This is a genomic window from Prevotella veroralis DSM 19559 = JCM 6290 (genome assembly GCF_000377625.1).
Taxonomy (GTDB): domain Bacteria; phylum Bacteroidota; class Bacteroidia; order Bacteroidales; family Bacteroidaceae; genus Prevotella; species Prevotella veroralis.
Window position 1 is genome coordinate 221556 of sequence record NZ_KB898325.1, and the last position, 15335, is coordinate 236890.

General features: G+C 43.4%; 11 protein-coding genes and 3 pseudogenes. 8 read left to right on the top strand and 6 right to left on the bottom strand.

The genetic code is table 11. From position 1 onward, the window contains the following. Together D464_RS0100995 and D464_RS0101000 are read left to right on the top strand one after the other, a co-directional pair. Complete coding sequence (locus tag D464_RS0100995; RefSeq protein ID WP_018909755.1) at nucleotides 1–975, top strand: N-acetylmuramoyl-L-alanine amidase-like domain-containing protein; 975 nt, start codon at nucleotides 1–3, stop codon at nucleotides 973–975. Between the two features lie 41 nt (nucleotides 976–1016). Beyond that, the gene (locus tag D464_RS0101000; RefSeq protein ID WP_018909756.1) at nucleotides 1017–2447 is read left to right on the top strand and encodes a sodium:solute symporter; all 1431 of its coding nucleotides are present in this window, start codon (nucleotides 1017–1019) and stop codon (nucleotides 2445–2447) included. A 545-nt stretch (nucleotides 2448–2992) separates the two neighbouring features. Here D464_RS0101000 and D464_RS0101005 read toward each other — a convergent pair. Beyond that, entirely contained in the window at nucleotides 2993–5281 is a 2289-nt protein-coding gene (locus D464_RS0101005) for an NADP-dependent malic enzyme (protein WP_018909757.1), read from the bottom strand. Between the two features lie 124 nt (nucleotides 5282–5405). Between D464_RS0101005 and D464_RS0101010 the strand changes: the two genes are divergently transcribed. The 3 genes from D464_RS0101010 to D464_RS0101020 are packed head-to-tail and all read left to right on the top strand — an operon-like array spanning nucleotide 5406 to nucleotide 8999. Further along, on the top strand, nucleotides 5406–6035 hold the full coding sequence (locus tag D464_RS0101010; RefSeq protein ID WP_018909758.1) for a TetR/AcrR family transcriptional regulator: 630 nt from the start codon (nucleotides 5406–5408) through the stop codon (nucleotides 6033–6035). 41 nt (nucleotides 6036–6076) lie between these two features. Next, nucleotides 6077–7480: an SGNH/GDSL hydrolase family protein gene (locus tag D464_RS0101015; RefSeq protein WP_018909759.1), complete on the top strand. Its 1404-nt coding sequence runs from the start codon at nucleotides 6077–6079 to the stop codon at nucleotides 7478–7480. A gap of 19 nt (nucleotides 7481–7499) precedes the next feature. Then, nucleotides 7500–8999 carry an MBOAT family O-acyltransferase gene (locus D464_RS0101020; protein ID WP_018909760.1) on the top strand — a complete coding sequence of 500 codons (1500 nt, stop codon included), beginning with the start codon at nucleotides 7500–7502 and terminating at the stop codon, nucleotides 8997–8999. A 209-nt stretch (nucleotides 9000–9208) separates the two neighbouring features. Here D464_RS0101020 and D464_RS0101025 read toward each other — a convergent pair whose 3' ends face one another. The 5 genes and pseudogenes from D464_RS0101025 to D464_RS12395 form a co-directional block, all read right to left on the bottom strand. Next, nucleotides 9209–10114 carry an IS982 family transposase gene (locus D464_RS0101025; RefSeq protein ID WP_081618072.1) on the bottom strand — a complete coding sequence of 302 codons (906 nt, stop codon included), beginning with the start codon at nucleotides 10112–10114 and terminating at the stop codon, nucleotides 9209–9211. A gap of 51 nt (nucleotides 10115–10165) precedes the next feature. Beyond that, nucleotides 10166–11303: pseudogene (gene mobV, locus D464_RS14120) on the bottom strand (MobV family relaxase); the annotation flags it as partial. A gap of 62 nt (nucleotides 11304–11365) precedes the next feature. Then, on the bottom strand, nucleotides 11366–11587 hold the full coding sequence (locus tag D464_RS12880) for a hypothetical protein (RefSeq protein ID WP_238309100.1): 222 nt from the start codon (nucleotides 11585–11587) through the stop codon (nucleotides 11366–11368). A gap of 46 nt (nucleotides 11588–11633) precedes the next feature. Further along, a pseudogene (locus tag D464_RS12390) lies at nucleotides 11634–12577 on the bottom strand (toprim domain-containing protein). A gap of 364 nt (nucleotides 12578–12941) precedes the next feature. After that, nucleotides 12942–14170: pseudogene (locus D464_RS12395) on the bottom strand (VapE domain-containing protein). A gap of 43 nt (nucleotides 14171–14213) precedes the next feature. On the opposite strand from D464_RS12395, the gene D464_RS12400 reads away from it, so the two are divergent. Genes D464_RS12400 through D464_RS0101060 form a run of 3 tightly spaced genes read left to right on the top strand, consistent with a single transcriptional unit; the run spans nucleotide 14214 to nucleotide 15188 of the window. After that, entirely contained in the window at nucleotides 14214–14582 is a 369-nt protein-coding gene (locus D464_RS12400; RefSeq protein ID WP_018909762.1) for a hypothetical protein, read from the top strand. A gap of 25 nt (nucleotides 14583–14607) precedes the next feature. Beyond that, nucleotides 14608–14880 (top strand): helix-turn-helix domain-containing protein, encoded by a 273-nt coding sequence (locus D464_RS12885; protein ID WP_024985849.1) that lies wholly within the window; start codon nucleotides 14608–14610, stop codon nucleotides 14878–14880. An 8-nt stretch (nucleotides 14881–14888) separates the two neighbouring features. Further along, a complete protein-coding gene (locus D464_RS0101060) occupies nucleotides 14889–15188 on the top strand; it encodes a helix-turn-helix domain-containing protein (RefSeq protein ID WP_026284598.1) in 300 nt (99 codons plus the stop codon). Nucleotides 15189–15335 lie beyond the last annotated feature (147 nt).

Here is a 15335-nt window from a genome sequence, read left to right on the forward strand (position 1 = left end):
ATGAAACAGAAGTATAGCATAATAGGGCTGTTCCTCATGACATTGACTGCGTGTGGAGCTAAGACAATAGAAAATAAGCATAAACAGCAGGGGGGAGTGGCTGAAAAGATAGAAGATAGTTCAGTAAGTGTCGAACATCATGCGGACAAAGACGCCTTACCTGCTTATATTGATTCTTATTCTAAAGCAGACAGTGCGTTGGTATGTGGTATCTTACGGGATATGGTGGCACAAAGGCATAGTCTATCACATGAGGAGCTTATCCTCACGATAGCCCGCAAGTTTATAGGTGTTCCTTATGTTGCGCATACGTTGGATAAGAATGATGAGGAAAGGCTTGTCGTCAATTTACATGGCTTAGATTGCACCACCTATGTTGAGGCTGTGGCGGCTCTAACGCTATGTGCTGAGCGAGGCAAGCATAAGTTCTCTGATTACGTACATCAACTAGAATTGATTCGTTATCGTGGTGGTAAGATGAGCTACGTGAACCGTCTCCACTATTTCCATTGGTGGTTGGAGGACAATGTGCGCATGGGATTTGTCAAAGAGATCAACACGCCTAACCCACCTTTTACAGCGGTACAAACATTGAAAATAAACTATATGAGCCTTAACGCAAAGGCGTATGATATGCTAAAGAATAACCCGAGGCGTGTGGCTGAACTCAAGAAATTAGAAGATGCTAGTAACGGAACAAAGGTGCGCTATATCCCTACAGCCTTACTGAATAATAACAACGAGTTGCGAGAGGTTATCCATGATGGCGACATCATAGCTATCGTGACTAACAAGCGGGAACTCGATACAACTCATCTCGGCTTTGCCGTTTGGCATGATGATGGACTCCATCTCATGAATGCCTCCAGTCTTAAGAAGAACGGCAATAGAGTGGTGGAGCCTACCGAAACTTTCTATCAGTATATGACATCACGACCATCGAATATCGGTATTCGTGTTGCTAGAATCAAATAAACAGAATACACGGGAACTAATCTCCTCATTTTATCTACATCATGATTATAATTGTTACGATTGCAGTCTACTTCTGCATACTCTTACTAATCAGTCTACTTACAGGGCGCAAAGCCGATAACGAGACTTTCTTTCGTGCTAATGGTAAGTCTCCATGGTATTTGGTGGCGTTTGGTATGATAGGCGCTAGTATCTCGGGCGTAACATTTGTAAGTGTACCAGGCATGACGCTCACGAGTGATATGACCTACATGCAAACCTGTTTGGGCTTTATCGTAGGTTACTTCGTCGTGGCTTATCTGCTATTACCCGTTTATTATCGTCTACGCCTGACAACCATCTATACTTATTTGCAAACGCGCCTCGGCAATAGGAGTTACAAGACGGGCGCAGCCTTCTTCCTCTTGTCAAAGATGGCAAGTGCTGCTGTTCGCTTCTATGTAGTCTGCATGATACTCCAGCAATTCGTTCTCAACAAATACGCCATTCCGTTTCCCATAACCGTTGTGGTGTTGGTTGCATTGATATGGCTCTATACACGGAGGGGCGGAATACGCACCCTTGTATTGACCGATACATTTCAAACACTTTGTATGCTTCTTGCTCTGTTGCTCATAATATATAAGGTGATGGATGTACTCGGATTGAATCTCCCTCAAGCCGTGCAAGCCATTGCAGCAGATAGCCATTCGCGCATCTTCGTATTAGATGATTGGGTATCAACACAGAACTTCTGGAAGCAGTTCCTTAGCGGTATCTTCATCGTCATTGTGATGACTGGACTTGATCAGGACATGATGCAAAAGAATCTTACCTGTAAGACTTTGCGGGAGGCACAAAAGGATATGTGCAGTTATGGCTTTGCATTCGCCCCCGTCAATCTCCTGTTCTTAGCCCTGGGAATCTTATTGATGATGTATTACCAACGGGTGGGGCAATCTCTCCCAGCAGTATCGGACGATTTGATGTTACAAGTCATAGCAGGCGGTCAATTAGGTACTTGGGTAGTTATTTTGTTTACGATTGGTATTGTCGCAGCCTGTTTCTCCAGTGCTGATTCTGCCCTTACAGCCCTAACCACAACCTTCTGTGTTGATATCTGTAACCAGCGTAAGGACGAGCGGTTGCGCAAGTGGTCTCACCTCGGTGTATCCGTTGTGTTCGTGTTGTTTATCCTCATCTTCCGTTATGTCAATTCCACAAGTCTGATAGATGCAGTCTATACAATCGTCTCTTACACTTACGGACCTCTCTTAGGTCTTTTCGCCTTTGGTCTTTCAACGAAACGCGAGGTGAATGATCGCTATGTTCCATTTATCGCTATTGCCAGTCCGCTCGTATGTTTTGCCTTAGACATGATTGTTTCTAACGCTACAGGATATAAGTTTGGCTACGAACTACTGATGTTGAATGGACTCCTAACTTATGTAGGCTTATGGCTGAATAAGGCTCATCTTCTTTCTAAGAAATAGAACTTGCGAGTGTGAACTCATAGTAATATCTTCCGAAGACTTATTATATCTGATTCGTTCTAACAGGTTTGCCCAGTTTTTCTCACCTGTTTGCGAATCGTTTTACACCTGTTCCAGCATTCTTTCTTACCTGTTCCCCATTTCTTTCTAACGTGTTGCGCATCATTTACACACGTATATAAAGTTAGTTTCACCATGGTGACACAATAGTTTCACCGTGGTGAGAATATATTATCACCGTGGTGAGGAAATATTATCACCATGGTGATAATAAAAAAGACACGGAACACAAAGACGCAAGACGTATGAGAAAGGATGGTGGAACACGTGAGAAAGAATGCTGGAACGGGTGAGAAAGAAAGCGGAAACCTATTAGACAAAGCGCGCACACAGGGTTTAAGTCTATAGGTTTAGTATATGATTGCAAGTAAGCGAGTAGGTTATTAGGGGAATATTTAAAAGCGTATGAACAGTATATAGCACTAAACGAATAAAGCCCAGACTTATGTGAGTCTGAGCTTTATGAATATGTGATAGAAAACAGATTACTTATTCTTCTTCAATTTCTCCACGTATGCATCAATAGCGGCAACCGCTGTGATGTTTACTATGTCACGAACGGAACTCTCAAAGTCAGTAAAGTGGATTGGCTTGTTCAATCCCATCTGAATCGGACCAATGACTTCCGCCTCTGGGCTTAACGCCTGCAGGAGTTTGTAACCACTATTAGCCGATGACAAGTCAGGGAACACGAGCGTGTTAACATCCTTACCTTTTAGGCGTGTGAATGGGAATTTCTCATCACGTAGCTCCTTGTTCAAAGCGAAGTTCACTTGCATCTCACCATCGATAGCGAGGTCTGGACACTCGGCTTGCAACTTTGCAACAGCCTCACGCACCTGCTCTGGAGAGCCTCCATTATCTGAACCGAAGTTAGAGAATGAGAGCATTGCAATAGCTGGCTCATCGTTGAAGAACTTAACGGAATGGGCTGCCAAACGTGCCACATCTGTTAAGACATCACTATCTGGATGGCGGTTGATCAAGGTATCTGCGATGTAGAATACACCCTTCTTCGTATTCAGAATATGCATTGTTCCGAAGTGTTTATACTCGGGACGGATTCCGATAACTTCCTTGGCAACCTTAATCGTATTGCTGTATTTGGTGTATAGACCCGTAATAAATGCATCGGCATCACCATTCTCAACCATTGACATACCATAGTAATTGCGCTCATACATCTTATCGTATGCCTCCTCGAAGGTATATCCCTCACGGGCACGCTTCTCGGCTAAATGCTTAGCGTAAGTGGCGCGGTGACCTTGCTCCTTATCGGCACGCATATCAATGATTTCTATGTCACTGATGTCCAATTTCAGACGATTTGCCACACGATTCAAGCGGTCTTGGTTGCCTAAAAGGATAGGAATACAGATACCCTCTTGCTTTGCTTGTACGGCTGCCTTCATCATGGTGGGGTGACCACCTTCGGCAAAGACAATGCGCTGTGGGTGCTGAGCGGCTGTTGCGTGGAGTGAGCGGGTGAGCTTTGTCTCTTGCCCTAACATCTGGCGCAGGTGCTGCTTGTAGGCATCGAAGTCCTTGATTGGCGTGCGCGCTACGCCGCTATCCATAGCAGCCTTAGCTACGGCAGCACTTACTTCCGTAATCAGTCGTGGGTCGACTGGCTTCGGGATGAAATACTTAGGACCAAAGGTGAGGTCGTTTACATGATAAACCTCATTCACAACGTCTGGTACCGTTTGCTTAGCTAGGTCGGCAATAGCATGTACAGCCGCCATCTTCATCTCTTCGTTGATAGCCTTCGCATGTACGTCCAATGCTCCACGGAAGATATAAGGGAAGCCTATCACATTGTTAATTTGGTTGGGATAATCTGATCGACCTGTTGACATGATTACGTCTGGGCGAGCAGCAATAGCGTCATCGTATGAAATCTCTGGTACTGGATTGGCAAGAGCAAATACGATAGGTTTCTCGTTCATAGAACGAATCATATCCTGTGAAAGTATGTTACCCTTTGATAGTCCAACGAATACATCAGCGCCTTTGATAGCTTCTTCCAATGTGTGGACATCACGGCGATCAGTAGCAAACAATGCTTTCTGTGGTGTGAGCTTCTCGCGATCTGAAGTAATAACGCCCTTAGAGTCGAGCATTACAACATTTTCTTTCTTTACACCGAGTGCTACATACATCTTCGTACATGAAATAGCTGCAGCACCAGCACCATTCACTACGAGTTTAATCTTGCTAATATCTTTACCAGCTACCTCTAAGGCGTTCTTCAAACCAGCAGCAGAGATGATTGCTGTACCGTGTTGGTCGTCGTGCATTACAGGGATATCTAGTGTACGCTTCAATCGCTCCTCGATAGCAAAGCACTCTGGTGCCTTAATGTCTTCGAGATTAATACCGCCAAAGGTTGGTGCTATCTTCTCTACAGCTTCGCAGAACTTATCTGGGTCTTGCTCGTTAACCTCTATATCGAATACATCAATACCACCATATATCTTGAATAACAAACCTTTACCTTCCATAACAGGTTTGCCACTCATTGCACCTATATTACCTAAACCAAGAACGGCTGTACCATTACTAATAACAGCAACTAAGTTACCTTTTGCGGTGTATTTATATACGTCATCGGGGTTCTGCTGTATTTCCAAACAAGGATATGCAACACCTGGTGAATAAGCCAAACTCAAGTCTGTTTGGGTGCTATAAGGCTTCGTTGGTTTTACTTCAATCTTTCCTGGACGACCGTTATGATGATATTCCAAAGCGGCCTCTTTTGTTACCTTGACCATAATCTAATCTTATGTATTAAGTCGTGAATTGTTTTATACGTAGGCGCAAAGATAATAAAACTACCTAAAAAGCAGATACCATTCCCAAAGTTTTTTGTAATTTTGCAGAAAATTGAAACTATTAATGCAAAATACAAGTAATGAGACTGTCTATCGACAGCAACTGAAAGGTAGAATCCTTCAAATTGCTACAGCCCTGTTTCATCAGCATGGCATAAAGCAAGTAAAGATGGATGATATTGCCAACGATTTGAGAATATCAAAACGTACACTATATGAGGTTTATGAGAATAAGGAAGACTTACTCTTTGAAGTTTTACAGCAGCATGATAGTGTAGAACGCCAGCAATTATTAGAGTTCGATAAGCCTGGAACGAATGTTATCAACATCATTCTGGAGATTTATAGAGTACGTACGGCAGAGTTCATCACGGTTAATCCTCTTTTCTTTGAAGACCTTCAGAAGTATCCTAACTTGTTAACCTATGTGAGGAAATTACATGATGACAAGGAAGCTGAAATAGTTGCGTTTATCGAAAGAGGTAAGAATGAAGGATTGTTCCTTGAGAATGTAAACTACGGGATTGTTCGTGAACTCACATTTGCTTCCGAGCAGTTTGTTATGAATAACTTCCTCTTCAAAAGATATGATATCACAGAACTAAGTCGCATTATGATTATGTTATTCGTAAGAGGTATCTGTACAGAAAAAGGTATTAAGCTATTGGATCAATACTTCGCTGAGAACGCATAATGCTGGAAGTAAGGATAACTCCTAATTAAAAGATAATTAAGATGAAAACTAACACACATAGAACACTACTATTAACGTGCTTAGTAGTAGTTTTTCTCTTGCTGCTTCATTTCTTACCTACATTCAAGATAGGGGATACCGAGTTAAGAGAGATAGATATTCTGGGTGACTTATCACGACAGAAGAAAGAATTGAAAGATGTAATCCCTGCACCAAAGGCTCCTTCTACAACGCTTGCGTTAGAGAAGGATGGCAAGCTCATCAACTTCAAAGAGCAATGGCCAAAGGGAACAGAGCGTATAGTCGACTATTCTGAAGGTAAGCCAGGTGGTATGGATCACTTCTATGAGCAATTAACAGCACTGAAGGAGAAGAAGAACTTAGGTCGCTCTGTCCGCATAGCTTACTTCGGCGACTCTTTCATAGAAGGTGATATCCTCTTAGCCGATTTACGTGAGGAACTCCAGAAGTATTATGGTGGAGAAGGCGTTGGATGGTTAGATGCTGGTAATGATCTTAACCAGTACAAGCATACAACAACGCAGAAGTTCACAGGACTAACAGAACACTTAGTGAAGAAGCCAGATACTTACGACGTACGTCAAGCAGGTATGGCTGAACGTTATTATCCTCTTTCTGGACGTGCAAACATTACGCTTGCTCCTTTTATGGCACACGAATATCCACGAACAGAGAAATGGACTAGTACACAACTCTATCTACGTGCTAAGAATGGTGCTAGTGTAACTTTCCATATTGATGGAGGTAAGTCTGCCACCGAGCAAGTTGCCCCTTCATCTGATGTCCAAGTGGTGAAACTAAATGGAGCGACTTCTCATGCTTCTATTGATATATCTGGTTCTAATGCAACCCTCTTTGCAACAGCACAAGAAGGGAATAGTGGTATCGTACTGGATAACTTTAGTATGCGTGGTTCAAGCGGACAAACACTTGCTAACCTCCCAGAGGCTATGCTTCGTCAGTTTGCTCAAATTCGTCCATACGACCTTATTGTATTTCAATTCGGTGCTAATGCAATTACCCCTGCATCTAAAGCTAACGAACTTCAAACATACGCTACAAACATGAAGCGGGTTATCCAACTCTTCCATAAGTGCTTCCCAACAACCAGTATCTTGGTTGTTGGTGCGCCAGATCGAGGTTCGAAGTCTTCACCTGATGGCACTATGGAAGGAGTTAAGATGCTTGTTGGTTATCAAGACCAGATGGCGGCCGACTGTAAGGTTGGTTTCTATAGTCTCTATAAAGCAATGGGTGGTCCTGGCACGATGATGAGCCTTGTTGATGAGAAGAATATGGGTTCAAAGGACTATGTACATATTAACTATAAAGGTGGTAAATATGTTGCACCACGCATCTTTAAGTCAATAGTAGCAGGACAGAACAACTATGCAAGGAAGATGAAACTTATAAATAAACAGTAATTCAACGTATTATACTATAATGATTCAAGATATATTATCCTATTTCGCATCACTAGATTTCAGTAAGATTGTTAACATCTTACTCTATAATCCTCACGAGCCATTACTCTTCTCTTCAGGGGCTTTCTTGTTTATCTTCCTCTTCTTTATGCTTGTTTATTTCTGCTTGCGTAAGAAAGTCGATGCACGATTATTATTTGTGACGCTCTTCTCTTACTATTTCTTCTATAAGAGTAGTGGCTTCTATTTCTTCCTACTTCTAATTGTAACAGTCAGCGACTTCTATATTGCACGACGTGTAGCGTGTGGGAAGTATCCACGATTATGGTTAATTTTGAGTCTCCTCATTGATTTAGGTTTACTTGCATACTTCAAGTACACAAACTTCTTTGCTGGTCTTATCGCACAGATGATAGGAGGAAACTTCCAACCATGGGATATCTTCTTACCTGTCGGCATTAGCTTCTATACTTTCAAGACGATCTCTTACGTAGTTGATATTTATAGGAAGAAAGCACAACCCATGGAGTCATTGTTAGACTATGCCTTCTATGTTAGTTTCTTCCCAACGTTGTTAGCTGGACCAATTACACGTGCAACCGACTTTGGTCCACAGATTCGTAAGCCTTTACACATCTCTCCAGAGATGTTTGCGCGTGGTGTATTCTTCATCATTATAGGTCTGTTCAAGAAAGCTGTTATTTCAGATTATATCTCACAGAACTTTGTAGATCGAATCTTTGATAATCCAACCTTATTCTCTGGAGGTGAGGTATTGTTGGGGCTTTATGGCTATACGATTCAAATCTATTGTGACTTTTCGGGCTATTCAGATATGGCGATTGGTATTGCCTTATTGATGGGTTATGAAATACCGATGAACTTTAATGCACCGCTCAAAGCTGATTCTATGACCGACTTCTGGCGTCGTTGGCACATATCTCTCTCTACATGGATTCGCGACTATGTTTATATAGCTTTAGGCGGAAACCGAAGAGGAACATTCTTCATGTACATCAATCAAATGATTGCTATGACAGCTTGTGGTCTTTGGCATGGAGCTTCTCTTAACTTCGTTCTATGGGGAGTTATCCATGGTGCCCTCGTATGTATTCATAAGTTCTGGTCACAAACTATCATGCGTCACGACCGCCACTATCATCCAAGCGGCATTCGTCGTTTCTTCTCGGTACTAATAACATTCCACGTAATAACTTTCACGTGGATTCTCTTCCGTTGTCGTGACTTTGATAGTGCGTGGATAATGATTAAACAGATGGTAACGAAGTTTAACCTTTCCGTCCTTCCTGATGTATTCATAGCTTACAAGTACGTCTTTATACTCATGCTTTTTGCCTTATTTACTCACTTCCTTCCTAACTCTTGGCAGAACCGTAGCATTAAGATACTACAGAAAGGAGGGGTAGTTCTATCCGCTGTAGCTATCACCATCGTGATATTCATCATTATGCAGGTGAAAAGCTCGGATGTACAACCATTTATTTACTTCCAATTCTAATAGTTCTTGCACCTATATATAAGCTAAGTAATGCTTTCAAAAATATACATAATCAGGTAAGAGCAAATAATTAAATTAAAGTACCCAAATATTTCAATTGAAGTATTTGGGTACTTTTAATATAGGGGTATTTGACATTTTACTTTAAGTACATTTGACCTCTAGCTTAAACGACGATTGTACTTTAACTTAACGTGAATTCGACGAATTCAGAACAATGCAAGCTGTGTATCCATAGTTCTTTGTACATTGATGCACGGCTTCTTTGGAAACAGACAATAGGCGGCAATGGCTCCTAATAAGTTGACGATGAAATTGTCAAAGCATCTATGTCTAGAGTGTTCCACCTGCACAATGTTCTTAAGTTCATCATTCACCGTCTCTATAATGGCTCTTTTTCTGAGTAAAAGTCTGTCTGAAACACTCATTAAACATCCTTTCATGTTACTTTTCAATTTGGTAATAAGCTGTATTCCATCAACAAAAAGCCTTTGAAAGAGTTTCTTGCTGATATCCCCTTTGTCACCGAATAGCTTACCATGTATGAAATCTATGAATGCTTTGTATTCCAAAGGCTTACGGTCATCAACATCTCCCGGCGTTATCATAAAGTTGAGAAGCTCTCCTTTCTCATTGCAAATCAAATGCAATTTGAAACCGAAGAACCAACCCATAGAGCATTTTCCTCTTTGGGCTATGCCTTTGAAAACTTTGTGTATATGTATTCTTTGGTTTTTGCAGACACGCAATGGTGTGCTATCAACGAAGCTTATACCCGTGCATTTGCCCAATAGAACCTTCTTGATAAACAAGGTTAAGGGTATGACTACATCCCTTTCCAATTCTACTATACGGTTATAAGAAACAACTTTTGGAAACAGATGGCGAAGCTGCTTGCATACTTTTTCAAGATAGAAATGTTTGAAGCAACGATAACCAGAATCGTGGAAAAGAATCATTATCAGCATAACTTCTGCCTTTGACATTGTAGAATTTCGATGATATTTTCTTTTTCCGGTAGGTTTTAGCGTATATTTTGTTGTCATTGCATCAAAAAACTTGCAGAAGTCATCTACCATACAAAATATTTCTGTAACTTTGTCTTCAGTGATCATAGCGATTTTTGTTTGTAACTGTTTGTATTTTAGCTCCTTAAAGTTACAACAAATTTCTCTGTCCTCTTCCGTAAACTCGCTCTTGTATAATCCCGAATAGGCTTTAGCCGTACCTCGCTGGGGCGTCTCCGTGCGATACATCTCCGCTATTCTGTCGTCAGAGAAACCCATCTTTCGGAGCATCAGACGGATATTCAAAAGCTGGTAGAAACCACTGAAGAAGCGTTTTATCCAATTCCGCTCTTCCTCGTAAATCTGCACGGTTTCTTTCAATTCGGCAATGGCTCTGTCCCTTCCCTTGACCGTGTCCTGCAAGAGAACGACTTCCTTTCGGATTTCGTTTTTCTCCTTTTCCGAAAGATGCTGTTATCGTTCGCCCTCTTGCTCCAAGTCTGCAATATGCTTCTCTGCCTTGTCGAGTTCTGGGTTCCCAAAGAGGGAGTACAGCGTGCCTTTCATTCGGAGCTTGCCTGCCTGCTTCTCCAGCTCCTTTATCTTGGCTGTGAGTTCCGCCTTTTGAGCTTCCTTCTCTTTCGTAGATTTGAGAATTTCCTTGTAATACTCCATCGTGGTGCGGTGCTTGGCTTCCGAGCCGTATACGCCCCGTTCCAATCCAAAACGCTGCACTCGCTTGGCATAGTCCGTTTGATACTGCTCCAGCTTCTTGGGCGTAAGCACATCATCGGCACAAAGCCGTACCTTGTTTTTCTTCGTCTTGTACTTCCGCTTCCCATTCTCAGCTTCCTCTTTGGCTTTCCGTCTTTCGCCCGTGACAATCGGGACGAACCGTGGCGTGAATATGGGGCGTTTCCTCGTCTGCGTGGAGTGTGGCAGCGACCACGTTGTTCGCCCCGAAAGTGGAGCGAAGCCAATCCATAGATTCATCACACCACTCGTACAGGCGTCCTTCCTGCTCTATGCGAGCCATATCCTTTGGTGAGCTTGACAGAATAAAGCGTAAGGATTTGACTTGGTTCTTTGCTACCTTTCGGTAGATACCGGCTGTGGCGATGCGATGTTCTATCGCTTCGCTACGGTTGGTGACATTTGCAGGGAATTGTACCAATTCCCTGTTCAGGTGTGTGCGAGAAGGATCGACATTACTCGGGGTATATGTCCGTGCTATATGAGCGGTATTTCCCGAGTCGTTGCTTCTCGCCTTGTCTATATGTAATACGGAGTAGCCCATTGTTTGAAGATTGATTTAGGGGTATCCAAAGGGGCGAAGTCCCTTGGCTCAGGAGGGTATTTTTAGCGATAACGGAGTGCAGCGTGAAGAAAATACCCTAATGAGCTATGGCATTTCTCGAAATGTCCGCTCCACCCTACTCGTGCTTCTTTCTTGTTGCGTTGCATCCTGTGAATGCCTGCACGCTTTGTTTCTAAGTTTTGCTCTGCAAACTTGCTGTTCAGAGGAACTGCCGTAGCTATCGAAACAAAGCCGTTTATTCGCATACATTTTATTTTCTGCATCTTTGAATACCTGATGATAGAATAATTTTGTTTGCTCTCTTTTGCCTTATCGTCTAACTCCTCGTTTGCGAGATGGTATCACCTGCTTTAGTTCTGTTCTTTGGGCAACGTGGTACTCATTGAGGTCTTTGTATCGGGCATAGTATTGGCTCATATCCTCTACCTTGATGCCTGAAGATTGGATACCCTGAAGAGCTTGCCGTCCTGCTTCATCGTTGTCGAAGAATGCACGGACGGAGAGAATGCCATTCTCGCAGAGATAGGCGATGGCTCGTGGTAGATTGCTGACGGATTTCAGAACTATGGAAGGCGAAATGCTTTCTTTCCCTTTCATTGTGAGATAGGAAAGGAAGTCCATAAAGCCCTTGAAGATGCAGAGAGGGGAGTTGTTCGTTTCTCCCGCAACTACGGATATATCCTTTGGGGCGATTGTGCCCTTGAATGTCTTGTCGTCTCGGAGTTCATACCCTCCTGCACGATTTGGAAAGCCGATGGTGGAGTACTCTCTTCCTCCTACCTCATAGCGAACGTGACGGAGATAGGGACTTGCCACAGCAAGGTCTATCTTGCGTATTTCTCGGAGATAGCTTTGCAGAGACAGGGGTAACTCTTCATAGATAGAAAGAATATGCCTTGTATTATTGGGTCGCTGTTCATCTCTTATCTGTTCTATGTGGGCTTCACGATGAAAGGAAGAGGAAGCGAGGGGGGCGCTTTTCCTTCGGCAAGATGTTCCATAGCCTCGTAGGCACTGTATCCTTGCATCCGCATCACAAGGTCGATGATACTTCCACCTTGACTCGTGCCGTAGTCGTACCACAGGTTTTGCCGAAAGTCCACTTTCAGGCTGGCATTGGGGTCTTCTCTGTAGGGAGCGTGATAAAGGGCGTAGCCGTTATAACGCTTGGCTGGCTCGATGCCGCAGTTGTGCAGGTAGTCGATTATTGGTATCGCTTTGATGTATTGTAGATCGTAATATTCGTTGTTCATTGCTGTTATCGTTGGATTTGGATTATTCATTTGTTCGTTATCTCATTATTCGCTCTGTTTTCTCTTTTTGGAATTTTCCCCTTTTTATCTTACTACTCTTCTACAGTCGGATAAGTGATTGACAGTGAAAGAGAAAAGTGTAACACTTCATTCTGTTGTATCCTTCTATATCTCCTGTCTACACCTTTCTTTATTCATTCTGCCGTAGAAGCGTAGAAAGATTGTAGTAAGCCGTGTCGCAAGATAGATACCTCTTACAATCCTTTCTTTTTCACTGTATTATCCTTAGTTGTAGTAACGTAGTAAGGAGAATGGGAAAGAAAAGAGAAAGAAGTATTGCAAATGAGGTGATAACAACAGGGTACTATGGTGGTTGCTCGGGGTAAATCTTACGGACGGCATAGACATATACGGGATTGCCGTTTATCCTGCGACACTCCCTTGCATAGCCAGCCTTTCGCAAGGCTTCCCCATCCGCTTGGCGGAGAGGGATTGTCGGGTATAGCAGGAGAGGTAACCCACTATCTCCGAATTGGTCATATAGAAGCGTTTCGTTGCCGTCTCCGCTTCCGTGGGAAAGGTGAAATAACAGAGCAACAGTTCCATCTCTGTCGTATAGACTTGGAAGGCTTCGCTGTTTCTATGCAATTCTACAATCTCTTCATCATTGAACCAATAGCGAAACCCCTCATTCAACCGTGTCTTGGCTTCGCTGTAAACGGCATCCATCGGAATGCTCTTAGCTCGGTCTATATCTATTGCCAATACCTCAAAAGGCAGAAAGCGTCTGCTCCCTGTCGGGTCGGTGAGGAAGTCGTTGCCATTGACCGAAGCCACGAAACTTGCCAAGTGGGGTCGTTCCTCGATGTGCTTCTCGTAGGGCATACGGTACTTCATCTGCGGACAGGTAATCAGGTTCTTCTGTTCGTTCTCGTCCCTTTTGTTGAGGGCTTTGAGTTGGTCGTCAATGTTGATGATGAGGTTTTGCCCGATAAGGCTCAGCACGTCCTTCTCCTGTGGATATATCTTTCCTGTATAACGGTAGTCGGATAGAGCAGTCGGACAGAGCAAATCAAGGAACGTGGTTTTGAATTTTCCCTGCTCGCCTGTCAGCACAAGGCAGGTATGATTACGACATTGTTTGTCGTCCATCGCATTGGCGACCACTGGCACTAACCACTTGGTAAGGTATTCTTTCCATTTCTCGGGATGGATTACGCCCACGCAGTCGGCAAGGACGGTGATAGCTTCCGCATTCCCTTTCGTCAGCGGTAAGGCTTGAAAATGGGCTTGTACGGGATTGATGCGTGGGGAGAAATCGCTTTCGATAATGCTGTACAGGTTCTCGGGCAAGGTCTGTACATCGGCTTCCTTATCCAGCGCTCGCTTGAGGGTATTGATGCGGTAGCGGTCTATGGCTGTGTAATCGTCCATTCCTCGTGGGCGGTACTCCGCTCGGTGTAATACGGTGTTGTATCGAAACTCATACCGAGCCGAAAGGAACTCTTCTATTTGGGCGTTTTTGGAGGGGCTGTCCTTCTCTTCTTTTTCATTGTTTGTACTTCTTCTATTTGCTTGGTTTTGAACTTTCAACCGAAACTGGATACTGAAACCAAGTTAGAAAACTGAATGCACAATGCCAAGGTTTGTGAGTCTGTTGCTTCGAGATACACAAAAATGCTCCGAGAATGGGCGGGATAAACAGGAGAAATCGGAATTTAAACGTTCAAATGGCAAGATAGGAGACAAAAATGGCTCTGCAATCAACTTTATCGGATTGCCAACGTCTGCATACTTTTTCCTCAAGAGAGAAGGGGCGGGTGTGTTCATTGGTAAGAGAGCCACTTCTATCTATATCAGAGTCACAAGTACGCACTTAGGAAAAGTGGGAGAAATAGGTACTGCTCTCTTGTACATTTGCCTGCGATTTCCTGCTGTTTCCCTTGATTTCATCAAGGCTTGGGACGAGGATTTCGCTTGCGTACATTTGCATCAAACGAAGTAGAAATAACAATTAAAACGATATTGATATGAGATTTACAGCCATCGACACCTCCGCTTGGGAGGAACTGAAAAAGAGCATCGAAGAGTTAGCTCTTTGTATGAGAGAACATTTCGGTACGCAGCCCGAACTTCCCGACTTATTGCACAACGGGGACGTGTGCCGAATACTGAGCATAAGTAAACGAACGCTCCAACACTATCGGGACACTTCCGTACTGCCCTTTATCCAAATCGGGCATAAGTGCTATTACAAACGTGAGGATATAGAAGCACTCCTCAAAAAGTCCAACCGCCAGTAACCACGACTATGGAACACGAAATCGTAAACAGAGAAACACCCGAGATGAAACAACTCATCTCGGGCATCAAGGAAGTAAGCAGACGCATTCGGGAGATTGCTCAAATGCACCGTCCGTTGTTTGGAGGAGAAATCTACCTCACGGGGCGAGAAGTCTGCGAACGGCTCTTCATCAGCCCCCGCACCTTGCAGGACTATCGGGACAAGAGCATTATCCCCTACGCACAAATCGCAGGGAAAATCCTCTATCGTCTCTCCGACATCAACCGACTGCTCCAAGAAAACTATGTGAAGCGTAATACTCCATAGCTTGTTCTACATTACCGTTACATACGTAAAAGTGGACTATGCCATTAGCAAATAGGGCTCACGGACAACAATCAGCCATAAAGTTTGACGATGGATTCCGAATATTGTAACCTTGTAAAGCACAAAAGAGAATCGAACTCACATAGT